General features: G+C 71.4%; 17 protein-coding genes. 1 reads left to right on the top strand and 16 read right to left on the bottom strand.

The window, feature by feature from the left end; translation table 11 throughout:
- Positions 1-21: 21 nt before the first annotated feature.
- From OG700_RS30810 to OG700_RS30740, 15 genes are all read right to left on the bottom strand, one after another.
- Positions 22-1,539, bottom strand: a complete 1,518-nt coding sequence (locus tag OG700_RS30810) for a PH domain-containing protein (protein WP_405619269.1) — start codon at positions 1,537-1,539, stop codon at positions 22-24.
- A complete protein-coding gene (locus OG700_RS30805) occupies positions 1,536-2,033 on the bottom strand; it encodes a PH domain-containing protein (RefSeq protein WP_405619267.1) in 498 nt (165 codons plus the stop codon). Before OG700_RS30805 ends, OG700_RS30810 begins: the two co-directional genes overlap by 4 nt.
- A gap of 4 nt (positions 2,034-2,037) precedes the next feature.
- Positions 2,038-3,717: a glucose-6-phosphate isomerase gene (gene pgi / locus OG700_RS30800; protein WP_405619265.1), complete on the bottom strand. Its 1,680-nt coding sequence runs from the start codon at positions 3,715-3,717 to the stop codon at positions 2,038-2,040.
- A 69-nt stretch (positions 3,718-3,786) separates the two neighbouring features.
- Positions 3,787-4,968 (bottom strand): MFS transporter, encoded by a 1,182-nt coding sequence (locus OG700_RS30795; RefSeq protein ID WP_405622095.1) that lies wholly within the window; start codon positions 4,966-4,968, stop codon positions 3,787-3,789.
- A gap of 254 nt (positions 4,969-5,222) precedes the next feature.
- A complete protein-coding gene (locus OG700_RS30790) occupies positions 5,223-5,558 on the bottom strand; it encodes an RNA polymerase-binding protein RbpA (protein ID WP_405619263.1) in 336 nt (111 codons plus the stop codon).
- A gap of 180 nt (positions 5,559-5,738) precedes the next feature.
- Complete coding sequence (gene secG / locus OG700_RS30785) at positions 5,739-5,975, bottom strand: preprotein translocase subunit SecG (RefSeq protein ID WP_354607055.1); 237 nt, start codon at positions 5,973-5,975, stop codon at positions 5,739-5,741.
- Between the two features lie 156 nt (positions 5,976-6,131).
- A complete protein-coding gene (gene tpiA, locus OG700_RS30780) occupies positions 6,132-6,932 on the bottom strand; it encodes a triose-phosphate isomerase (protein ID WP_405619261.1) in 801 nt (266 codons plus the stop codon).
- A gap of 7 nt (positions 6,933-6,939) precedes the next feature.
- Positions 6,940-8,163 (bottom strand): phosphoglycerate kinase, encoded by a 1,224-nt coding sequence (locus OG700_RS30775; RefSeq protein ID WP_405619259.1) that lies wholly within the window; start codon positions 8,161-8,163, stop codon positions 6,940-6,942.
- 155 nt (positions 8,164-8,318) lie between these two features.
- Positions 8,319-9,323 (bottom strand): type I glyceraldehyde-3-phosphate dehydrogenase, encoded by a 1,005-nt coding sequence (gene gap / locus OG700_RS30770; protein ID WP_405619257.1) that lies wholly within the window; start codon positions 9,321-9,323, stop codon positions 8,319-8,321.
- Positions 9,324-9,524: 201 nt separating this feature from the next.
- Positions 9,525-11,459, bottom strand: a complete 1,935-nt coding sequence (locus OG700_RS30765) for a M14 family metallopeptidase (RefSeq protein ID WP_405622093.1) — start codon at positions 11,457-11,459, stop codon at positions 9,525-9,527.
- Positions 11,460-12,096: 637 nt separating this feature from the next.
- Positions 12,097-13,086, bottom strand: coding sequence for a DNA-binding protein WhiA (gene whiA, locus OG700_RS30760; protein WP_023542507.1), 990 nt, complete (start codon positions 13,084-13,086; stop codon positions 12,097-12,099).
- Positions 13,077-14,111 (bottom strand): uridine diphosphate-N-acetylglucosamine-binding protein YvcK, encoded by a 1,035-nt coding sequence (gene yvcK / locus OG700_RS30755; RefSeq protein WP_405619255.1) that lies wholly within the window; start codon positions 14,109-14,111, stop codon positions 13,077-13,079. The genes whiA and yvcK overlap by 10 nt, the downstream gene beginning before the upstream one ends.
- Positions 14,108-15,139 (bottom strand): RNase adapter RapZ, encoded by a 1,032-nt coding sequence (gene rapZ, locus OG700_RS30750; protein ID WP_405619253.1) that lies wholly within the window; start codon positions 15,137-15,139, stop codon positions 14,108-14,110. The genes yvcK and rapZ overlap by 4 nt, the downstream gene beginning before the upstream one ends.
- Positions 15,132-17,255 carry an excinuclease ABC subunit UvrC gene (gene uvrC / locus OG700_RS30745; RefSeq protein WP_405619251.1) on the bottom strand — a complete coding sequence of 708 codons (2,124 nt, stop codon included), beginning with the start codon at positions 17,253-17,255 and terminating at the stop codon, positions 15,132-15,134. Before uvrC ends, rapZ begins: the two co-directional genes overlap by 8 nt.
- 153 nt (positions 17,256-17,408) lie before the next feature.
- Positions 17,409-17,837, bottom strand: coding sequence for a Rieske (2Fe-2S) protein (locus tag OG700_RS30740; protein ID WP_405619249.1), 429 nt, complete (start codon positions 17,835-17,837; stop codon positions 17,409-17,411).
- A gap of 135 nt (positions 17,838-17,972) precedes the next feature.
- Between OG700_RS30740 and OG700_RS30735 the strand changes: the two genes are divergently transcribed.
- Complete coding sequence (locus OG700_RS30735) at positions 17,973-18,890, top strand: carbohydrate kinase (RefSeq protein WP_405619247.1); 918 nt, start codon at positions 17,973-17,975, stop codon at positions 18,888-18,890.
- Here the strand turns inward: OG700_RS30735 and OG700_RS30730 are convergent.
- Positions 18,869-23,434 (bottom strand): non-ribosomal peptide synthetase, encoded by a 4,566-nt coding sequence (locus OG700_RS30730; RefSeq protein ID WP_405619245.1) that lies wholly within the window; start codon positions 23,432-23,434, stop codon positions 18,869-18,871. The two genes, OG700_RS30735 and OG700_RS30730, sit on opposite strands and share 22 nt — an antisense overlap.
- Positions 23,435-23,438: the final 4 nt, after the last annotated feature.

Raw genomic sequence — 23,438 nt, 5'->3', positions numbered from 1 at the left:
CGCGCGGCGTACCCGCATCCGCTACTTCTCCAGGAACGGCTCCAGCAGCCCCGGCACCGCGTCCGCCGCGAACGCCAGCCCCTCCCCCTGCGCCACGTCGTACACGTCGTACGCGCCCTCCCCCGCCGCCGTCGTCGCCGTGAGCGTCAACAGCCCGGCCCGGCGCTGAAAGTACGACTGCTTGACCGTCCAGCCGATCACCCCGCCCCGCTGGAGCGCGACGGTGGAGCGGCGGACCGTGCCCGAGCGGGCGACCAGATAGGCGCCGCTGAGACCGTGCCCGAGACTGCGATACGCGTCGAGCGCGAGCAGCACCGCGACCGGCAGCAGCAGCACCGCGCAGACGGCGGCGACGGTGAGCAGTACGCCGCTCGCGAGCAGCAGGCCGAGGAGCAGCGGGACCAGGACCGGCACCAGCGCGGAGCCCACCGCCCAGCGCAGCCGCCGGCCGCGGGCGGCGCGCGGGTGCGCGGTGAGTGCGGCCGTGCTCGTCGGGGAGGACGTCTCCCGCAGGACCCGCGCGGCCGCCTCGTCGGCGGCGGCCCTCGGCGCGGCGGGCAGCAGTGTCTTGAGGTCGGCGTGCTGGTCGTCGGAGTCCTGTGCCAGGCCCGTGGCGACGGCGTCGACCCGCGCGGCGCCGACCAGCCGTACGCCCAGCGGCTCGACCAGTTCCACGCCCCGCAGCCGGCGCTCCTCGATGGAGACGGACCGGGCGGTGAAGAGCCCGCGCCGGACGCGCAGGGTGCCGCCGGGCTCGCGCTCCAGCCGGTAGTTCCACCACATCTCGACCCAGAGGCCGAGCGCGCCGACTATGCCGGCGAGGAGCGCCGCGACGACGAGGACCACGATCATCATGGGGATCGAGGTGTCCCGGAACCGGTCGCCGATCCAGTCCAGCACCTCGTGCTGGACCCCGAACCACTCGCTGACCTGCAGCACGCCGCCCGCCGCCGCCCCGCCCAGCAGGGGCGCGACGAAGGAGACGGGCGCGTACCGGATCCAGCGGGGGTCGAGGGCGGCCAGCATGCCGTCCCGGTGCGCCCCGGCGGTGCCGGCGGGGGTGCGGTCCAGCAGTTCCGTACGGAGTCGCTCGCCCTCCGCGCGGGTGACCGGGTCGAGTTCCAGGGTGGATTCGCCGCCGGCCTGCTCGCCCGTGCCGATCCGGACCTTCACCAGGCCGAGGATCCGCAGCAGGGGATTGGCCGTCAGGTCGACGCTCCTGATCCGTTCACGGGCCAGTGAGCGGCGTTTGACCAGCAGCAGTCCGGTGTGCAGCTCGGCCCGCTCGGGGCCGGTGCGGTAGCGGGTACGGCGCCAGCGGACGTAGTCGCCGCCGGTGCCGCCGACGATCAGCAGGAGGGCCGCGGGCAGCACCCAGGCGAGGGCGCGCGCCACCCCCATGGCGCCGGACAGGCCGACGGCGGTGGGTACTCCGGCGCCGGTCGCGACGCCGGTCATGACGAGGGCGGTGACCAGCACGGTGCGCTTGTCGAGCTTGCGCCACTCCTGGCCGGGCGCGGCCTCGTCGACCGTGCTCACGTCGCGTCCCCGGGCGTCGCCTGCGTGATGTGTGTCAGTTGCTCGGCCAGCTCGGCGGCCAGATCATGGCCGAGTCCTTCGATCCGTACCGCTCCTTTGGAGGAGGCGGTGGTGACGATGACGGTGGAGAGCTTGAACAGCTGCTCCAGCGGGCCCCGTACGGTGTCCACGGTCTGGATCCGGGACATCGGCGCGATCCGCCACTCCTGCCAGAAGTAGCCGGTACGGACGTAGACCGCCTTGTCCGTCACCTCCCAGCGGTGCACCCGGAACCACCACTTCGGCAGGAACACCGCGCAGGCCAGGCCCAGTACGGCCAGGACGGCGGCGGGTACCAGCAGCCAGGTGCGGGCCGGGGCTATGAGCCAGCCGAGCACCGCGAGGACGGCCACCGGCACCAGGGTGAGCAGCGCCCACTGCGCGCGCCACCAGGTGACCGCCCGCTCGTTCAGTGTGTTGCTGGGCGGCCTGAGCCGCCGTTCCCCCTCCGTCATCGGCTCAACGCCCCCGCAGCGCCCGGTACTTCGCGACCAGCTCCGCGGTCGAGGCGTCCAGCGGCTGGTCGGCCGAGCTGTCGCGTCCGTCCTCGATGCGGGTGAGGATCGGCTCGATCTCCTTGGCGAGAACCTTGCCCAGCTCGACGCCCCACTGGTCGAACGAGTCGATGTTCCACACCGCGCCCTGCACGAAGACCTTGTGCTCGTACAGCGCGATGAGCTGGCCGAGTACGGAGGGTGTCAGCGACTCGGCGAGGATGGTGGTGGTCGGGTGGTTGCCCCGGAACGTCTTGTGCGGCACCAGCTCCTCGGGGACGCCCTCGGCCCGCACCTCGTCGGGCGTCCTGCCGAAGGCGAGCGCCTGGGTCTGGGCGAAGAAGTTGGCCATCAGCAGGTCGTGCTGGGCGATCAGCCGGTGCGGCAGGTCGTCGACCGGCTGGGCGAAGCCGATGAAGTCGGCGGGGATGACCTTCGTACCCTGGTGGATCAACTGGTAGTACGCGTGCTGCCCGTTGGTGCCGGGGGTGCCCCAGACGACCGGTCCGGTCTGCCACTGGACCGGCTCGCCGTCGCGGTCCACGGACTTGCCGTTGGACTCCATGTCGAGCTGCTGGAGATACGCGGTGAACCGGGACAGGTAGTGGCTGTACGGCAGGACGGCGTGCGACTGGGCGTCGAAGAACCCTCCGTACCAGACCCCCAACAGGCCGAGCAGCAGCGGTGCGTTGGACTCGGCGGGGGCGGTGCGGAAGTGCTCGTCCACGAGGTGGAAGCCGTCGAGCAGCTCGCGGAAGCGGTCGGGTCCGATCGCGATCATCAGGGAGAGACCGATGGCGGAGTCGAACGAGTACCGGCCGCCGACCCAGTCCCAGAACTCGAACATGTTCGTGGTGTCGATGCCGAAGTCGGCGACCTTCTCGCCGTTCGTGGACAGCGCCACGAAGTGCTTGGCGACGGCCTCCTGATCGCTCTGGAGCTCGGTCAGGAGCCAACTGCGGGCCGAGGTGGCGTTGGTGATGGTCTCGATGGTGGTGAACGTCTTGGACGCGATGACGAACAGCGTCTCGGCCGCGTCGAGATCGCGCACGGCCTCGTGCAGGTCGGCGCCGTCGACGTTCGACACGAAACGGACCGTCAGGGCGCGGTCGGTGAAGGACTTCAGCGCCTCGTAGGCCATCGCGGGGCCGAGATCGGAGCCGCCGATGCCGATGTTGACGACATTGCGGATGGGCCGGCCGGTGTGGCCGAGCCATTCGCCCGCCCTGACCTTCTCGGAGAAGGCGGCCATCTTGTCCAGGACGGCGTGCACGCCGGGCACGACGTTCTCGCCGTCGACCTCGATCACCGCGTCGCGCGGGGCGCGCAGCGCGGTGTGCAGCACCGCCCGGTCCTCGGTGGTGTTGATCTTCTCGCCGCGGAACATCGCGTCGCGCAGCTCCGCGACGCCGGTGGCCGCCGCCAGTTCACGCAGCAGCGTGAGCGTCTCGTCCGTCACCAGCTGCTTCGAGTAGTCCACGTAGAGGTCACCGACCTGGAGGGTGAAGCCGGTGCCGCGCGCCGGGTCCTCGGCGAACAGCTCCCGCAGACTCGTCTCCCCCAGCTGCTCACGATGCTTGCCCAGCGCGCTCCACTGGGGCGTCCGGTTGAGCCTGGCGCGGCCTTCTGCCTTCTTGTCGGACATCTTGCTTCAGCCCACTTCTTCTCGTACGGGAGTGCCTGCGTGAGTGCGGTGCCCAGCTGCCCACCCAACCTAATTGATCAGGGCGCCGAGCGACGCGACGGCGAGCGTGAACGTACCGGCCGCCAGCAGCGCGGGCGTGTTGAGCCCCCAGGCGCCCGCGACCAGACCGCCCAGCAGCGCGCCGAGCGGTGCCCCGCCGATGGAGAGCGTACGGAAGGCGGAGCTGATCCGGCCCAGCATCTCGGCGGGGCTCCGCTCCTGGACCAGCGTCGCCTGGTTCACGTTCCAGACCATGCTCATGACCCCGAACACCGCCATGGCGGCGATGGCCGCCCACAGTTCACGGACCGTCCCGAGCGCGACGAGCGCGCAGGTCTGGACGGTCCCGGCGACGAGGATGCTCCGTATCCGCCCGATCCGGACCGCGAGCCGCGGTGCCACCAGCCCGCCGGCCACATTGGCGACGCCGAACGCGGTGATGGCCGCCGCGAAGCCGCTGTTGCCCGCGTCCAGCCAGCCGGTGACGTGCAGGACCAGGGTCGCGATCAGGGCGCCCATGCCGATGTTCGTCAGGGCGGTCGCCACGGACAGGCCGCGCAGCGCGCCGTCCCGCCACAGGGCGCGCATCCCCTCCGCCATCTCGGCGCGCAGGGTGCTGCCCGCAGCCTTCGGGGGTGTCGCCGGAGCGGCGGTCCGCAGCGACGCGATGAGCAGCGCGCCGACGACATAGGTGGCGGCGTTGACGGCGAACGGCGCGGAGGCGCCGAGGATCAGCAGCGTCGGCACCAGCGGCGCCGCGAGGAAGCCGCTCGCGACCTGCTGGCCGGTCATGAGGCGGGCGTTGGCGCCGGCCAGCGCGTCACGGGGCACCACGGAGGGCAGCAGGGCAGTGGCCGCGTTGTCGAACAGCGTCTGGAAGGTGGCGAGCAGGAAGGCGAGCGCGAGCAGCAGCGCGATGGTGCTGTGGCCGAGGGCGACCGCGACGGCGAAGCCCCCCATCAGGACGCCGCGCGCCAGGTCGACGGCCCACATCGCGCGGCGCTGGTCCACCCGGTCGGCGACGGCACCGCCCAGCAGTCCGAACAGCAGCCAGGGCAGATAGCCGCAGGCGCTCACCGTGGCGATCAGCAGCGGGTCGTCGGTCAACGACGCGGCGAGCAGTGGGAGTGCGGCGGTACGCAGCGAGTCACCGAACCGGGAGACGACGGCGGCGCCCCACAGCCGTCCGAATCCCCCGCGCCACGCGGGCACCCGCGCCGGCGCCGCCGACGCCTCTTCGGCAGGTGCCTCTTCTGCCACCGGCGCCGTCCGCGCCGCCGCCTCGTCCGTCGTCACAACTCTCCCTTTCGGTCTTCCTGTTCGGACCGTAGGGGATGCCACTGACAATCGGCCGTCCACGAAAACGGCTCCGGCCGGACACCTTTGGGTGTCCGGCCGGGGGCAAGGCTTGCCGGGAGAGGCGCCACGCCGTGTGCGGGCGGACGGCGCTATGTGTCAGACACGATCTAGATCTCGCCACGCAGTTTGGCGAGGGCTTCGGCGAGGATCGCCTCGCCGTCCGCGTCGCTGCGCCGCTCACGTACGTAGGCGAGGTGGGTCTTGTACGGCTCCGTGCGCGGTGGGTCCGGCGGATTGTCCCGGTCCTGGCCGGCCGGGAATCCGCACCGTGGGCAGTCCCACGTGTCCGGAACCTGTGCGTCATGGGCGAAGCTCGGCTGCGTCTCGTGCCCGTTGGAGCACCAGAAGGAGATGCGCAGGCGTGGCGCGGACTCGCCACGCTCGGCCTCACCCATCGGCCCCGCTCCGACCCGGCTTCCCCGGATCGCGTTGCCACTTGCCACGGTCGTAACTCCCTGCGTGAATGGTGCCGCAAGCATCAAGCGTCGAGAGGCAGCTCCGCTGTCGAGCGCCCCACTGTACGTATGGCCCAACGCGCGTCCAGTGAGTGGAGTTACACCCCCACCGCCGGGACGCAGGGCCTCATGATAGGCCGCGCTCCCGGCGCCGTACTGTACGACTGCTCAGTTGTCCAGCTTCATCAGCAGACCAAGCACGACAATGCAGGCAAACCACGACATACCAACGACCACGGTGATGCGGTCGAGGTTGCGCTCGGCGACCGACGAGCCACCCACGGACGACTGCATACCGCCACCGAACATGTCGGAGAGGCCGCCGCCCTTCCCCTTGTGCATCAGCACCAGCAGCATCAGCAGCAGGCTGAAGACGATCAGGGCGATCGAGAACCCCATAATCACGGCTGGACCCTACTTTCCGGAATTCTCTCGGATTGAATGTGATTCGGTAGTGAATCAGGACTGAACAGGACCGCAATGGACAACGGGGGCCGGCGGCATGTGTGAGATGCCGACCCGGCCCCCGTCAGGGTACGACGGATCCGCGCCGTCGCATACTTACTGGTCGCGGAACCTGACGATCTTGACGAACTCCTCGGCGTCCAGTGCGGCACCGCCGACAAGGGCGCCGTCCACATCCGGCTGAGCCATGATCGCGGCGACATTCCCGGACTTCACCGAGCCGCCGTACTGAATGCGGACCCGGTCGGCCAGCTCCTGCGAGTACAGCTCCGCGAGCCGGGCGCGGATCGCTCCGCACACCTCCTGCGCGTCCTCGGGGGTGGCGACCTCGCCGGTGCCGATGGCCCACACCGGCTCGTACGCGATCACGACGGAGTCGGCCTGGTCGGCCGGGATGTCCTTGAGGCCGCGGTCGAGCTGCGCGAGCGTGTACGGGACCTGCTCGCCGGCCTTGCGGACGTCCAGGCCCTCACCGACGCACAGGATCGGGGTCAGTCCGTGCTTGAAGGCGGCCCGCACCTTCTCGTTGCACAGCTCGTCGCTCTCGCCGTGGTACTGACGGCGCTCGCTGTGGCCGACGGCCACGTACGCGCACTTCAGCTTCGCCAGCATCGGCCCGGAGACCTCGCCGGTGTAGGCGCCGGAGTCGTGCGAGGAGATGTCCTGCGCGCCGTACTTGATCTTGAGCTTGTCGCCGTCGACCAGCGTCTGCACGGACCGCAGATCGGTGAACGGCACCAGGACGGCCGTCTCGACCGCGTCGTGGTCCTTGTCGCTCAGGGCGAAGGCGAGCTTCTGGACGTGCGCGATGGCCTCAAGATGGTTGAGGTTCATCTTCCAGTTGCCCGCCATCAGCGGGGTACGGGTGATCTTCTCGGTCGGGGTTGCAGCTGCCATCAGTAGGTCAGTCCTCCAGTGCGGCGAGGCCGGGAAGCGTCTTGCCTTCGAGGTATTCGAGGCTGGCGCCGCCACCGGTCGAAATATGGCCGAATGCGTTTTCGTCGAAGCCGAGGATCCGGACGGCGGCGGCGGAGTCGCCACCGCCGACGACCGTGAAGGCGTCGGAGTCGATCAGGGCCTGGGCGACGGCCCGGGTGCCCTCGGCGTAATCGGGGTGCTCGAAGACACCCATGGGTCCGTTCCAGAAGACGGTCGCCGCGTCGGCGAGCTTCGACGCGTACAGCCGGTTGGTCCGCGGACCGCTGTCCAGACCCATCGCGTCGGCCGGGATGGCGTCGACGGCGACGGTGGTCGGGTTGGCCGGCGCCTTCGTCCTGAGGTCGGGGAACGAGGGCGCGACCAGGACGTCGACCGGCAGGACGAACTCCACGCCCCGCTCGTCGGCGCGCTTCAGATACTCCTGGACGGCCGGGATCTGGTCCTCCTGGAGCAGCGAGGCGCCTACCTCGTAGCCCTGGGCCTTGAGGAAGGTGTACGCCATGCCGCCGCCGATCAGGATGCGGTCGGCCTTCTCCAGGAGATGGTCGATGACCCCGAGCTTGTCGGAGACCTTGGCGCCGCCGAGGACGACCACGTACGGCCGCGCGACGTCCTCGGTGAGCTTCTTCAGCACACCGACCTCGGTGGCGATCAGATCGCCCGCCGCGTGCGGCAGCCGGGCCGGCAGGTCGAAGACCGAGGCGTGCTTGCGGTGGACGGCGCCGAAGCCGTCGCCGACGTAGAGGTCGGCCAGCTCGGCGAGCTTGTCGGCGAAGGCGCCGCGCTCGGCGTCGTCCTTCGACGTCTCACCGGCGTTGAAGCGCAGGTTCTCGATGACGGCGACCTGGCCGTCCTTTAGAGCGGCGACGACGGCCTTCGCCGCGTCGCCGACCGTGTCGGTCGCGAACGCGACGTCGGCGCCCAGGAGTTCACCCAGACGAGCGGCGGCGGGAGCCAGCGAGAAGGCGGGGTCGGGTGCGCCCTTCGGGCGGCCGAGGTGCGAGGCCACGACCACCCGCGCGCCGGCCTCGGCGAGCCTGGTGACGGTCGGCAGCACGGCGCGGATCCGGCCGGCGTCGGTGATCGTGGCGCCGCCGGCACCCTGTTCGAGCGGCACGTTGAGGTCGGCCCGGACGAAGACGCGCTTGCCGGCCACCCCTTCGTCGAGAAGTTCGTCGATCGTCTTCATCTATCAGTGACTCCTTGAGAGCGGCTCCACGTCCCGCGACGTAGCGAGCACACAGAAGAGCGAGCACACAGCACACGGACGACAGGGCCCGGTCAGCGCCACGTCGCGCCGCACGAGCCCTGTCGTTCACATCGGAGGTTGCCTACGGACCGGTGTCAGAGCTGACCGCCGATGAAGGTGGTCAGGTCGACCAGCCGGTTGGAGTAGCCCCACTCGTTGTCGTACCAGCCAATGATCTTCACGCTCTTGCCCTGGACCAGGGTCAGGGAGGCGTCGAAGGTGCAGGAGGCCGGCCAGTTGACGATGTCCGAGGAGACGATCGGGTCCTCGGTGTAGTCGAGGAGGCCCTTGAGCTGGCCCTCGGCGGCCTTCTGGAACGCGGCGTTGACCTCGTCCTTGGTCACCTCGCGCTCCAGCTCGACCACGAGGTCGGTGACGGAGCCCGTCGGGACCGGGACGCGCATCGCGATGCCGTCGAGCTTGCCTTCGAGCTCCGGGATCACCAGGGCGGTCGCCTTGGCGGCACCCGTGGTGGTCGGAATGATGTTCTCGGCGGCGGCGCGGGCACGGCGCAGATCCTTGTGCGGGAAGTCCAGGATGCGCTGGTCGTTGGTGTACGCGTGGACCGTCGTCATCAGGCCCTTGACGATGCCGAAGTTCTCCAGGAGAACCTTGGCCATCGGCGCCACACAGTTGGTGGTACAGGAGGCGTTGGAGATGACGTTGTGGTTCGCCGGGTCGTACTTGTCCTGGTTGACGCCCATCACGATGGTGATGTCCTCGTCCTTGGCCGGAGCCGAGATGAGGACCTTCTTGGCGCCGCCCGCGATGTGCTTCTCGGCGTCGGCCTTCTTGGTGAAGATGCCGGTCGACTCAATGACGATGTCGACGCCCAGCTCACCCCAGGGGATGTCGGCCGGGTTGCGCTCGGAGAGCACCTTGAACGTCTTGCCGTCCACCGTGATCGTGTCGGCGGTGTGGCTCACCTCTGCCTTGAGGCGGCCCATGATGGTGTCGTACTTCAGCAGATGAGCGGTGGTCGCGGTGTCACCCAGGTCATTGACAGCCACGATCTCGATGTCCGCGCCCTGCTCCAGCAGCGCGCGGAAATAGCTACGACCGATGCGGCCAAAGCCGTTGATGCCTACGCGGATCGTCACGAACCGATCTCCTCGTTGGTACGCCGGGTTTCGACGCCGGCGAGTGCGTATGGGATGTCCCCGACCACTTATGACCCTACCTCCCCCCAGGCGCCCGGGTGACATCGAGTGGGCGGCGCGGACCGGCGGCGTCCCGTACCCCCCGGTAGGGGAGGGGACGCCGCCGGCGAGGCGGCCGCGGCGTCGGCGCCGCGGGCGCGGTCAGCCCCGCAGGGCCCGCAGCGCCTTCCCGAGCAGCGCCGCGCGCCGTTCCGCGTCGGTGATCTGCTCCAGCCCGAAGCCGAGCAGGACGGTGTCCTTCGTGGTGACCGCCGCCGCGCCGGTCCCGGTGGCGTACGCCCCCGCCGCCGCGCTGGTGAACCGCGGGAAGAGGTCCGGGGCGAGGACGGTGGAGGTGACGGTGTACGTACCGGCCTGGTCCAGCGGGTTGCCGGGGGCCGCGCCGAGCGGTCCCGACGCCCCGAGGAGCACTCCGGTCCCGGTGAAGCCGGTGGCGCCCGCCGTGGAGGTCCGCCCGTAGGCGCCGAGGTAGTACTGGCTGAAGTCGTTCGTCCGGGTGCGGCCGACCTGCGCGTTCCCGCCGGTCTGCTCGCCCGCCTCGATGAGCTTGCCGCCCTCGTTGAGGAAGTCGCGGACCGCCAGTTGGGTGTCGCCGCCCGGGACCCCCGCGCCGGTGTGGTGGACGACGGTGGAGAAGTGGCTCAGGACTCCCAGGGGGTGCGGTGCGCCCTGTGCGGCGACGTCCCAGACGGCGGCGGTGCGGCCGTTGGCGCGCAGCGCGTCGACGTACGCCTTCGCGTGCTGGGCGGGCGCGCCCTCCTCGGCGACGACGAGGGTGTCGGCCCTGGGGCGCTCGGCGACGGTGTAGGTGAAGCGGTCACTGGTGGTGCGCTTGCCGCTCTTCGTACGGCCGGTGAACCAGACCTCGACGCGGTCGCCCGGGCCGGCGTCCTCGGTCTCGGCGCGGTACTCGTCGAAGTGGAGGTTGTCCTCGCCGCCGTAGGTCTCGCCGCCCTTCCAGGCCCGGAGGTCCTCGTCGTGCGTACGGCCGCCGTTGATCCGGTAGTTCAGCTCCTTGTCACGCAGTGACTTACGGGCGGTGACGGCGACGTCCTGGTCGGCGCCGCGTCCGTAGGAGGTGGTGAAGGTGTCGGGGGTGAAGTCGGGGGCGCTCAGGCCGACCGGGGACGACGGCTGGTCGGGGTGGGCGGCGGTCTCGGCGACGGAGAGCGCGAAGGGGATGTTCTTGGCGAACTCCGCCTGGATCAGCTTCTCGTCGTCGGGGAAGTTGAAGCCGGACCGGCAGTCCCTCGCCTCCCAGGCGTCGTCGGGGATGCTGTCGGAGACCGTCTGGCAGGTGGTCATCTCCGGGGTGAACATCATGATCCCGTTGACGTTGGCGCCGTGTCCGTCGGCCTCCCCGTTGGTGGTGTACAGCTCGGAGGAGACCTGCGGGTAGTAGCCGGGCACGGCGGAGTTCTCGGGGGTGCCGGCGAGCGACCGGTAGAGGATGTCGTCGGGGGTCGGGGTGGCGACCTGCCATCCCACGCCGTAGAGGAGCAGTTCGGCGGCGGAGTGGTAATTGATGCCGTAGTCGAATCCGATGCGCTTCTGGAAGCGGTCGATCGCCCGGGTCTCGGGCTCGGAGCCGGGAGAGGCGCCCCGGTAGGTCTCGCTGGTGGACTGCGGGGACGAACCCTCGTTGTCGTAGCCCCACTTGTAGGTGAAGTTCCGGTTCAGGTCGATGCCGTCGCCGCGGCTGATGACGCCGTCGCCGTTGACGTCGCGGAGGTTCTTGCGCCAGAGGCGGTTGGCCTCGGCGGCATGGGTCCAGTCGTAGCCGTCGGGGTTGGCGGACGGGACGAACCACAGCTCGGTGGAGTCGACGATCTTCGTGATCCTCGGGTCCTTGCCGTAGTTGTCCAGATAGTGGTGCATCAGCCGTCGCGTCATCTCGGGAGTGATCCACTCCCTGGCGTGCTGGTTGGACATGTAGAGCACGGAGGGCTTGGCGCCGTCCTTGGCCTTGGCCGCGCCCTTGGTCAGCTTGAGGGCGAGGATGTCCTTGCCCTGGACCGTCCTGCCGATGGAGACGACCTTGGTGAGCCCGGGGTGGGCCGCGCCGGTCTCCTCGATCTCCTGCTGGAGATTGCCCGGACCGCTGTACGGGCGGTAGACACCGTCCCCGGCCGCCTTCAGCCGGGATTCCGTTTGCGCGGAGATCGTCCGCTCGGTGACATCGACGCCCTGGTCCGCCAGATCGCGCGCCTGGTCGTCGGTGAGGAACAGCTCGACCTTCGCCGTACCGCCCTGCGGCGGGGATTCGCCCAGCTCGTGGGCGTCCTGACCGGCCGCGATGAGCAGTGGCACCTGCTCGGTGGTGACCTCGACGTCGAAGACCTTCAGGGTGTCCTCGGCCGGGGCCTGGGACCTTTCGGTGGCGGTTTCGGCCTGGGCGCCGGGTGCCGCCGTGATTCCGCCCAGCAACAGTGCGCCCGCCGCGAGGATCGATCTCGCTCCGCGTCTCATGTGCCCCCCTTGCTGTGGTCCGCCACAGGCGTGACGGGACGCCGCCAGGCTCACCAACCTGCATGATCATGTCAAGAGCGCGTCAAGGCCATGCAAAATGCCGCTGTCGGCCCCGTTGGGGTACCGGCAGCGGCACGTTGACGTCCTGCGGTCGTACGGGCGGCGCGCCCTGGCGTACCTGCGCCTCGGCCTGCAGAGGAGAGCGCTCAGCTGTCCTGTCCCGAGAAGATCCCGGGGAGGCAGCTCAGCCGACGAGGCCGTCCGCCATCTCCTCCGACAGCGTCGACTCGGTCCCCGGAATGCCCAGATCCTGCGCCTTCTTGTCCGCCATGGCCAGCAGCCTGCGGATCCGTCCCGCCACCGCGTCCTTGGTGAGCGCCGGGTCGGCGAGCGCGCCCAGCTCCTCCAGCGACGCCTGCTTGTGCTCCATCCGCAGACGACCCGCCGCGGCGAGGTGCTCGGGCACCTCCTCGCCCAGGATCTCCAGCGCCCGCTGCACCCGGGCACCGGCCGCCACCGCCGCGCGGGCCGAGCGGCGCAGGTTCGCGTCGTCGAAGTTGGCGAGCCGGTTGGCCGTCGCGCGGACCTCGCGGCGCATCCGCCGCTCCTCCCACGCCAGCACCGACTCGTGCGCCCCGAGCCGCGTCAGCAGCGCCCCGATCGCGTCCCCGTCCCGCACGACGACCCGGTCCACGCCACGCACCTCGCGCGCCTTGGACGGGATCTGGAGTCTGCGGGCCGCGCCCACGAGCGCGAGGGCCGCCTCCGGCCCCGGGCAGGTCACCTCCAGCGAGGAGGAGCGCCCCGGCTCGGTGAGCGAGCCGTGCGCGAGGAACGCGCCCCGCCAGGCCGCCTCGGCGTCACAGGTCGCGCCGGAGACCACCTGTGGAGGCAGTCCGCGGATCGGCCGGCCGCGGCCGTCGACCAGACCGGTCTGACGGGCCAACTGGTCACCGCCGGTAATCACCCGTACGACGTAACGGCTGCCGCGGCGGAGTCCGCCGGGGGCCATCACCACCAGCTCGGAGTTGTGCCCGAAGATCTCCAGGATGTCCTTGCGGAGCCGGCGCGCGGCGATGCTGGTGTCCAGCTCCGCCTCGATCACAATGCGACCGCTCACGAGGTGCAGACCACCCGCGAACCGCAGAATCGCCGAGACTTCCGCCTTCCTGCAGCACGTACGGGTGACGGGAAGCCGGGCGATCTCGTCCTTAACCGCTGCCGTCATCGCCATGGGCCGATCCTTCCATGCATCCGAAAAATACGGTCGTACGCGGCGGCCAACAGCTCCGGGTCATGCTTCGGAAGTCCATCGGGTCGGGCCACGGGAGCCAGCTCGACCGCGGCACCGAGCCGCTTCGCGGCATCGGAGAGTGATTCGCTGTCGGGCACGGCGGCCTCGTCGGCCAGCACCACGTCCAGGGCGAGTTTAGGGGCGTGTCGTCCCAAAACCTCCAAATGACGCTGCGGTGAGAAGCCATCGGTTTCACCGGGTTGCGGTGCGAGGTTCAGCGAGAGGACCCGGCGGGCCTTCGTCTCGACGAGCGCGTCGAGCAGCTCCGGCACGAGCAGATGGGGGATCACGGACGAGAACCAGGAGCCGGGGCCGAGCACCACCCAGTCGGCGTCGAGGACGGCGGCGACGGCCTCGGGCACCGCCGGCGGGTCGTTCGGCACGAGATGCACGGACTGCACCTCGCCACGGGTCAGGGCGACCGTGGCCTGTCCCCGTACGGTGTCGATGTCGTCCGGGCGGGCCGGGTCGTGGCCCCGTACGAGCGCCTGGAGCTCCAGCGGCACCGCGGACATCGGCAGCACCCTGCCGTGGGCGCCGAGGAGCTTGCCGACCAGGTCCAGGGCCAGGACATGGTCGCCGAGCTGTTCCCAGAGGGCGACGATCAGCAGATTGCCGACCGCGTGCTCGTGCAGGTCGCCCTTGGACTGGAAGCGGTGCTGGATGACCCGGGCCCAGGTCTGGCCCCAGTCGTCGTCGCCGCACAGCGCCGCCAGCGCCTTGCGCAGATCACCGGGCGGCAGCACGCCCAGCTCCTCGCGGAGCCGGCCGCTGGAGCCGCCGTCGTCGGCGACCGTGACGACCGCCGTGAGGTCGCCGGTGATCCGGCGCAGCGCCGTCAGGGAGGCGGACAGCCCCATGCCGCCGCCGAGCGCGACGACCTTGGGCTGCGCGCCGCGCCCACGCCCGGCCAGCGCCGGTGCGGCCCTGCGCAGCCGCCGCAGCCGGAAGTTGCGTCCCGTCACTCGCGCCCCATGTCCCGGTGGACGACCACGGTCTCCATCCCCTCGGCGGCCAGCCGGGCGCCCAGCTTCTCCGACATGGCGACGGAGCGGTGCTTGCCGCCGGTGCAGCCGACGGCGACGGTCACATAGCGCTTGCCCTCGCGGCGGTAACCGGTGGCGATCAGCTCCAGCAGCTCCGTGTAGCGGTCCAGGAACTCCTTGGCGCCCGGCTGGTTGAAGACATAGCCGGACACCTCCTCGTTGAGGCCGGTGAAGGGGCGCAGCTCGGGGACCCAGTGCGGGTTCGGCAGGAAGCGGCAGTCGACCACGAGGTCGGCGTCGACCGGCAGGCCGTACTTGTAGCCGAACGACATGACGGTGGCCCGCAGCTCCGGCTCCTCGTCGCCGGCGAACTGGGCGTCCATCTTGGCGCGCAGCTCGTGGACGTTGAGGCTGGAGGTGTCGATCACCAGGTCGGCGTCGCCGCGCAGTTCGCGCAGCAGGTCGCGCTCGGCCTCGATGCCGTCCACGATGCGGCCGTCCCCCTGGAGGGGGTGCGGACGGCGTACGGACTCGAAACGGCGGACCAGGGCCTCGTCGGAGGACTCCAGGAACACGATCCGCCGGGTGACCTGTTTGGCGTCGAGGTCGGCCAGGGACTCGCGGAGGTTGTCGAAGAAGCGGCGTCCCCGGACGTCGACCACGACGGCGATCCGGGCCACGTTGCCCTGCGAGCGGGCGCCGAGCTCCACCATGGTGGGGATCAGCGCGGGCGGCAGGTTGTCCACGACGAACCAGCCCAGGTCCTCAAGACACTTGGCTGCCGTGCTGCGGCCCGCTCCCGACATGCCGGAGATGATCACCAGCTCGGGGATGGCGGGCTCGGGGGCGGTTCCCTCGGGGACGGCCGCCCCGGCGGTCACTTCGGTGGGCTCCCCTGCGGTCGCCCCGGTGGTTCCCGCGCCGGCTTCCTCGGCCGGCCCCTCGGCGGTCTCGTTGGGCTTACCCGTACTCACGTCTGCCACTCCGTCCCGGTCTTGCTCAGTCATGCGTGCTGCCCCCGTCGTCTTCCATGATCTCTCCTGTCGCCGTGTTCACAGCGGGCGCGGCCGGTGCCGCCTGCGCGAGGGCCACGGCCACGGACTCGGCCGTCTTGCGGCCGAGCCCCGGCACCTCACAGATCTGCTCGATTGTGGCCTGCCGGAGCTTCTTCACCGAGCCGAAATGCTTGATGAGCGCCTGCTTCCGGGTCTCGCCGAGGCCGGGGACGTCGTCCAGGGGGCTGGTCCGGATGCGTTTGGCCCGTTTGGCCCGCTGATAGGTGATGGCGAAGCGGTGGGCCTCGTCACGTACGCGCTGGAGAAGGTACAGGCCTTCGCTGGAGCGGGGCAGCACCACGGGGTCGTCGTCATCGGGCACCCAGACCTCTTCGAGGCGCTTGGCGAGACCGCAGACGGCGACGTCGTCGATGCCCAGCTCGTCCATGGCCCGCTTGGCGGCGGCGACCTGGGGCTGCCCGCCGTCGACCACGACCAGCTGGGGCGGGTAGGCGAAGCGCTTGGGCCTGCCGTCGTCGTCCTTGAGGGACGGACCGGGGACGCCGTCCTGGGGGTCCTGGGCGTCCTGGGTGTTCTGTGTGTTCTCGGCGTGCTGGGCGTTGTCGGTGTGCCGGGCGTCCCGGCCGGGCTCGGTGGGGGCGGTCGGGTCCTGGTCGGTGGCTCCGTCCTCCTCCTCCGCCGTCCACTCCCCCGTGCGCTCCTTCTCGGCGAGGTAGCGCTTGAAGCGCCGGCCGATCACCTCGTGCATGGAGCGGACGTCGTCCTGGCCCTCGAAGCCCTTGATCTGGAAGCGGCGGTATTCGCTCTTGCGGGCGAGGCCGTCCTCGAAGACGACCATCGAGGCGACCACGTCGTCACCCTGGAGGTGCGAGATGTCGAAGCACTCGATACGCAGCGGCACACTGTCCAGCCCGAGGGCCCGCGCGATCTCCTCCAGGGCGCGCGAGCGCGTCGTCAGGTCGCTCGCCCGCTTCGTCTTGTGCAGGACGAGGGACTGCTGGGCGTTGCGCCCCACCGTCACCATCAGGTCCTTCTTGTCACCGCGCCGCGGGATGCGCAGCGACACCTGCGAGCCGCGGCGCTCGCTCAGCCACTGGCCGAGGGCCTCGGTCTCCACCGGGTCCACGGGCAGGGCCGGGACAAGAACCTCCTTGGGAACCGAGTCGCCGCTCTCCTCCCCGTACAACTGCTGGAGCGCGTGCTCGACGAGGCCCGCCGTGTCGACCGCCTGGACCTTGTCGGTGACCCAGCCGCGCTGGCCGCGGACCCGTCCGCCACGGACGTGGAAGATCTGTACGGCCGCTTCCAGTTCGTCCTCGGCGACGGCGATCAGATCGGCGTCGGTGGCGTCGGCGAGGACGACGGCGCTCTTCTCCATCGCCCGGCGCAGCGCCCCTATGTCGTCGCGCAGCCGGCCCGCCTTCTCGTACTCCAGGTCCTCGGCGGCGCTCGCCATCCGCTGTTCCAGCCGGCGGATGTACGCGCCGGTGCGGCCGGCCATGAAGTCGCAGAACTCCTCGGCCAGTTGGCGGTGCTCGTCCGGGGTGACGCGGCCGACGCAGGGCGCCGAGCACTTGCCGATGTAGCCGAGGAGGCAGGGGCGTCCGGTGCGCTCCGCGTTCTTGAACACCCCCGCGGAGCAGGTACGTACGGGGAAGACCCGGAGCATCAGGTCGACGGTCTCGCGGATGGCCCACGCGTGGCCGTACGGGCCGAAGTAGCGCACGCCCTTCTTCTTGGCTCCGCGCATGACCTGCACGCGCGGGAATTCCTCGTTCAGCGTGACCGCGAGATACGGATAGCTCTTGTCGTCGCGGTACTTGACGTTGAACCGGGGGTCGTACTCCTTGATCCACGAGTACTCCAGCTGGAGCGCCTCGACCTCGGTGGAGACGACGGTCCACTCGACGGAGGCGGCCGTGGTGACCATCGTGCGGGTGCGCGGGTGGAGATTCGCCAGATCCTGGAAGTAGCTGGAGAGCCGGGGGCGCAGGCTCTTGGCCTTCCCGACGTAGATCACCCGGCGGTGATCGTCACGGAATTTGTAGACCCCCGGGGAGTCGGGGATCTGTCCCGGCTTGGGGCGGTAGCTGGAGGGGTCGGCCATGGACTCCACCCTACTTGCGGGCACCGACAGCGCGGGCCGCGCCGGGTGGGTCCAAGGGGTGTCGCACGGCTGTGCCGGGGGTGTTCCGCCGGGTGCCGCGCGAGGGGGCGGAGAAGGGGCGGAAGGGGTGCGGATGAGGTGTCGCGGATGGGCTCAGGCGCCGGGGCCCACGACGAGCCTGCCGTCCTTCGCGCTGATCGGCACCTCGGGCAGCGGGACCGTCGCCGGACCCTTCGTCGCCTTGCCGGTCGTGACGTCGAATCGGCTGCCGTGGCAGGGGCAGTTGCCCTCGGTGCCCTCCACCTTGTCGAGCACGCAGCCCGCGTGGGTGCACTGCGCGCTGAACGCCTTGTACTGGCCTTCGGCGGGGCAGCTCACCACCAGACGCTCCTCGCGGTAGAGCTTGACGCCGCCGACCGGCACCGCGTCGGCCGCGCCGAGGTCGACCGGGGTGGTCGGGGTCGGCACCTGCGCGTGCCCCAGTTCGGACTCGGTGGAACAGGCGGCCAGGCCGGCACCGGCCGCGCCGGCGAGCGCGACACCCTTCAGGACGGTACGACGGGGGGTGGGCCGGGCGGGCATGGTGTCTCCACTGGTCAGAAGGCTGGCACTGCGTTCGACCCTACCGGTGGCGGTTCCGGCGCCGTCCCCGGGCGTCATCACCCCCGCCGGCACACACGCTGTCGCACCTGGGGACGGTGGGTTACGTTCGGCGGCGTGATCGTCGTCGCCGGAGAGTCCCTGATCGACCTGGTCCCGCGCCCGGCCGCCGCCGGCCCGGCGGACGGGGCCGGCGGCCCGCTGCCGCCCTTGCTGCCCCGGCTCGGCGGCGGCCCGTACAACACCGCCGTCGCCCTCGGCCGGCTCGGGACGCGGACCGCCTTCTGCTCGCGCGTCTCCACGGACGGCTTCGGTACGGCCCTGCTGGAGGGGCTGCGGTCGGCGCGCGTCGACACCTCCCTCGTCCAGCGCGGTCCCGAACCGACGACGCTCGCCGTCGCCTCCGTGGGAAGCGACGGTTCGGCCGGCTACGGCTTCTACGCCCGGGGCACCGCCGACCGGCTCTTCGAACTGCCGCCCCAACTGCCGCCGTCGACAAGGGCGCTCGCCCTGGGCACCTGTTCGCTCGTACTCGAACCGGGCGCGAGCGCCTACGAGGCGCTGCTGCGCCGGGAGGCGGACCGCGGGGTCTTCACGCTGCTCGACCCGAACATCCGGCCGCCGGTGATCCCGGACGCCGACGCCTACCGCTCGCGCTTCGCGCGGTGGCTGCCGTACGTGTCGCTCCTGAAGCTCTCCGAGGAGGACGCGCGGTGGCTCGGGGGCGTGCCGCGCGGCCCGGCGGCCGTGGTGCTGACGCGGGGGGTCGGCGGGCTGACCGTACGGACGCGGGCGGGGGCGGAGATCTCCGTACCGGCCGCCCCGGTCGACGTCGTGGACACGATCGGCGCGGGCGACACCGTGAACGCGGCGCTGCTGCACCAACTGGCCGTCCGCGACGCCCTGTCGGAGCGGGCGCTGGACGCGCTCGGCGCGGGCGGCTGGCGGGACGTCCTCGGCTTCGCCGCCCGCGCCGCCGCCGTCACCTGCTCCCGCACCGGCGCTGAGCCTCCTTATGAGGCCGAGGTGTCGTAGCGGGAGAGCGGGTCGGCGGCGGCGCGGGACATCGCCGGTGGCGGCAGGAATCCCGTACGGGTGAAGTACTCGACGTACGTACGGAAGAGCTCTTCGTCGATGTCGGGGCAGACGATCCCGGTGCCCTCCAGCGCGCGCCGGGTGTCCCGCGCGTCGAAGAGCAAGCTCCCCTCCGAGCCCCCGCCGCGCGTCTCGGCCGCCATGGCCGAGAGCAGCGGGAAGGCGGCGTTGCCGGGATCCGCCTCGGTCGCGGCGAGCCAGTCGGCGGCCGGGACGTCCTCGACCGCGTGGCCGAGTGCGCGCAGCCGCGCGACGGCGGTGTCCATGCGCAGCGTGCGCTCCCCCGCGAGGTGGAAGGTCCGCCCCGCCGACCGGGGTTGGCGGGAGAGCGCCACCACGGCGGCGCTGACGAAGTCCACCGGCACGAGGTCGAAGGCCGTGTCGACGCCCGCCGGGGCCACACCCGACTGGACGCAGCCCTTGAGCAGCAGCCACATGAAGTCGCCGGTCTGGCAGACGCCGGTGGTCGACTCGCCGGTGATGCGGGTCGGCCGGTAGACGGAGACGGGCAGCCCCCGGGCGCGTGCGGCCTCGGCGAGCTGCTCCGCGGCCCATTTGGTCCGCGTGTAGCCGTGCTCCAGGGCGGCGGGCGGTCCGGTCGGGTCCTCGGGACGTACGGGGCGACCGGGCGCGCCCACGGCGCCGTACGGGCTCCCGGCATCGCCTCCGTACACGCCGGCGGTCGAGACGTGGTGGACGGGTACGGTGCGGTGGAGGGCGGCCAGCCGCAGGATCTCCTGCGTGCCGTACACGTTGGCGTCTCTCAGCCGCTCGTAGGAGAAGACCAGGTTGACGGCGGCTCCGGCGTGGTAGACGGCGTCGACGGTGCGGGCGAGCCGGTCGAAGCCGGCGGCCGACAGGCCGAGTCGGGGCCGGGCAAGATCACCCGCGACGACGCTGACGCGGTGCTCGGTGGACGGGTCGGTGAGGCCGTACGAGGCACGGGTCGAGCGCAGCCGCCTCTCGGCGTTCAGCTGGTCGCTGCCGCGCACCAGACAGTGGACGGTGGCGTCGGTCCGGCGCAGCAACTCCTTCAGGAGGAAGGCGCCGAGGAAGCCCGTGGCACCGGTGAGGAGGATCCGTTCCGGGTCGGGGACGACGGTGCGGATGTCGTCGGCGGCAACGATGTCAGGGGCGAGCCGGATGTCGCCGTCGAGACCGGGCGGGAGTTCGGGGAGGAGTCCGGGCGGGTTTTCGGTCGAGTTTTCGGGGGCGAGTACCGTACGCCGTCCTACGGAGGACGCGTCCACGAGTGCCGCGAGGCCCGCGACGGTCGGTGAGGTGAAGACCGAACGGAGCGGCACCCGCACGTCCAGCTCCTCCCGGAGCGCCAGGACGAGCCGGGTCGCCAGCAGGGAGTCGCCGCCGAGCGTGAAGAAGTCGTCGCGCACGCCGATGGGGCCGGCGACGGAGCCGAGCAGCGCCGACCACAGGTGCGCGATCCGCTCCTCGGTGGCCGTACGTGGCGCGGTGACGGCCCGCGCGGTGTCGCTCTCGCCCAGGCCGGTTCTCGCGGCGAGCGCCGCGCGGTCGACCTTGCCGCTCGATGTGAGCGGGAAGCGGTCGACCGGTACGCAGCGTGCCGGGACCAGCGGGTCGGGCAGCCGGGCGCGTAGCGCTTCCCGTATCTCCTCGGGACCGGCCGGCCGCCGGTCACCGGCCACGTAGTAGGCCAGGAGCCGCTTCCCGGCTCCCGGGCCGAGGTCCTGGGCCACGACAGCCGCGTCGGCCACGCCGGGCTGGGCGCGTACGGCGGCCTCCACCTCCCCGGTCTCCACCCGGTGGCCCCGGATCTTGACCTGGCCGTCGCTCCGGCCGACGTACTGGATCCGGCCGTCGGGCAGCAGTCGGGCCAGGTCGCCGGTGCGGTAGTAGCGATCGCCGGCCGCCACGCCGGTGTCCGCGCCCGCGCCCACGCCCACGCCCGGGATGTCGACGCGCACGAACTTCTCGGCGGTCAGCTCGGGGCGTCCCACATAGCCGCGGGCGACCACCGGCCCGCCCACACAGATCTCCCCCACGGCGCCCGGCGGCACCGGCCGCAGCCGCTCGTCCAGCAGCAGGACCGTGGCCCCGTCGACGGGCCGCCCGACGCTCGGCAGATCGGGCCAGGACGCGGGGTCGGGGCCCAGCCGGTCCGCCGTGACGACGTGCGTCTCGGAGGGGCCGTACTGGTTCTCCAGCGCGGCCGAGGTGAGCGTGCCGAAGAACTGGCGCAGGGCGGGCGTGACATGGAGCTGTTCGCCCGCCGTGAGCACCTCCGTAAGAGAGTCGCAGCGCCGGCCGGCGGCGCAGGCGTACTCCACCAGCTGCTGCAACGCCACGAACGGCAGGAACAGCCGCTCGATCCGCTCCGACGCGATCAGGTCGAGCAGTTGGTGGGGATCCCTGCGGGCCTGTTCGTCCACGAGGACGAGCGCGCCGCCCGCCGCCCAGGTGGCGAAGATCTCCTGGAACGCGACATCGAAGCCGAGGGGCGCGAACTGAAGCGTGCGCGCCCCCACACGGGTGTCCAGCCCGGTCGCCGACCGGCGGCGCTGCCACTCGACCAGGTTGGCCAGCGGGCCGTGCTCCATGGCGACGCCCTTGGGCTCCCCCGTGGAGCCCGAGGTGTAGATGACGTACACCAGGTCGTCGCGCCCCACCGGAACGGCGGGAGCGACCGGCCGCGGCTGCTCGTCCGGCAGGTCGTCCAGGAGGTCGTCCAGGAGCAACGCCTCGACGCCCGCGGGCAGTTCGGCCGGCCGGCACCGGCGCTGGGTGAGCAGGACGCCGATCCCGCTGTCCCGCGCCGTGAACGCGATCCGCTCCGCCGGGTGGTCCGGGTCGATCGGCACACAGCTGCCGCCCGCCTTCAGCACCCCGAGGACCGCCACCGGCAGATCCGCCGTCCGCTCCGTGCAGACACCGACCGGGCGGCGTACGGCGCCCCGCGAGACGAGCAGCGCGGCGACCCGGTCGGCGGCGGCGTCAAGCTGCGCGTACGACAGGGTCCGCCCGTGCGCGACGACGGCGGGCGCGTCCGGTGTCAGCCGGGCGGAACGCGCGAACGCCTCGTGCACGAGCGGGACTTCGGACGGTGGCGGCGCGCCGTGCGCCCACTCGGTGAGCATCCGCCGTTCCTCGTCGGCCGGCGTGACCGCGAGATCCTGGAGCGCCGCCTCCGGGCGGGCGACGGCGTCGGCGACAAGCGTAAGGAAGCGGGCCGCCAGACGCTCGGCCGTCGCGTGGTCGTAGAGGTCGGCGGAGTACTCCCAGCGTCCGCGGTACCCGCCGCCGTCGGGCATCAGGTGCAGGAACACGTCGTACTTGGCCGTCCCGCCGTGCACCTGGAAGCGCTCGGCCTCGACACCTGGCAGGGTCAGCGCCGACGGGGGCGCGTCGTCGACCGCGAACACCACCTGGAACATCGGGAACCGGCCCAGCGTGCGCTCGACGCCCAGCTCGCGCACCAGATGGCTGAACGGCACGTCCTTGTGCCGGACGGTCGATCTGACCTGATGCCTCATCTCCACGACCAGGTCCGTGAACGACCGGTCGTGGCGCGGCCGTCCGCGCAGCGGCAGCACATCGGTGAGGCAGGCGATCAGGTCCTCGGTCTCCGGCTCGTCGCGGCGCGACACGGGCGTGCCGATGACCAGGTCGTCCTGGCCGGTGTGCCGGCCGATCAGCGCGGTGAGCGCGGCGGCCAGCACCGCGAAGCGCGTCGTCCGCAGCCGGGCGGCGAGGCCGCGTATCAGCGATCCCGTGGCGGCGTCGACGGCGAACTCGACCAGTCCGCCGTGGTGGCTCAGGGCCGGCGGGCGGGGGCGGTCGGCCGGGAAGGACGACTCGTCGGGGGCGCCGGCCAGTTCGGCCCGCCAGTGTTCGACCAGCCGCGCGCCGTGCTCGCCGTCGGCGCTCCGCTGGTGCTGGGCGTACGGCCCCGACTGGACGGGCAGTTCGGGCAGCCGGGGCGCCCGGTGCTCGACCTCGGCGCGGTACAGCTCACTGAACTCCTGGTCGAGGAGGGTGAAGCACCAGCCGTCGATGACGGCGTGGTGGATCGCGACGGCGAGTACGCACTCGCCGCCGGCGCGCACGGACAGATCGTCGGGCACGCCGTCCGCGCCGCCCGCGCCGTCTGTCGTCACCAGCAACGTGGCCTTCAGCAGCGGCGGTTCGGCGAGGTCCAACTGCCGGGTGACCGCGTCCCTGAGCGCGGTCTCCCGCTCGTCCGCCGTGATCCGCCGTACGTCGACGGGGACCCGGGCCGGCGGCACGACGATCTGCCGGGGGCTGCCGTCCACCAGCGCCAGCCGGCTGCGCAGCGCCTCGTGCCGGGCCACGATGCCGGTCAGCGCGGCTTCGACGGCAACGATGTCGAGGGGGCCTCGCAGCCGGTGGACCCACGACTCCAGATAGCGGGACGTGCCTTGCTGGTACTGGTCGTTGAGCCAGATCGACTCCTGCTCGAACGACATCGGATAGGTACGCGGTTCCATCGCT

This window comes from Streptomyces sp. NBC_01508, from assembly GCF_045040315.1.
GTDB lineage: Bacteria > Actinomycetota > Actinomycetes > Streptomycetales > Streptomycetaceae > Streptomyces.
The sequence above is the reverse complement of the archived record's forward strand: the minus strand, read 5'-3'. Positions and strand labels throughout refer to the sequence as shown.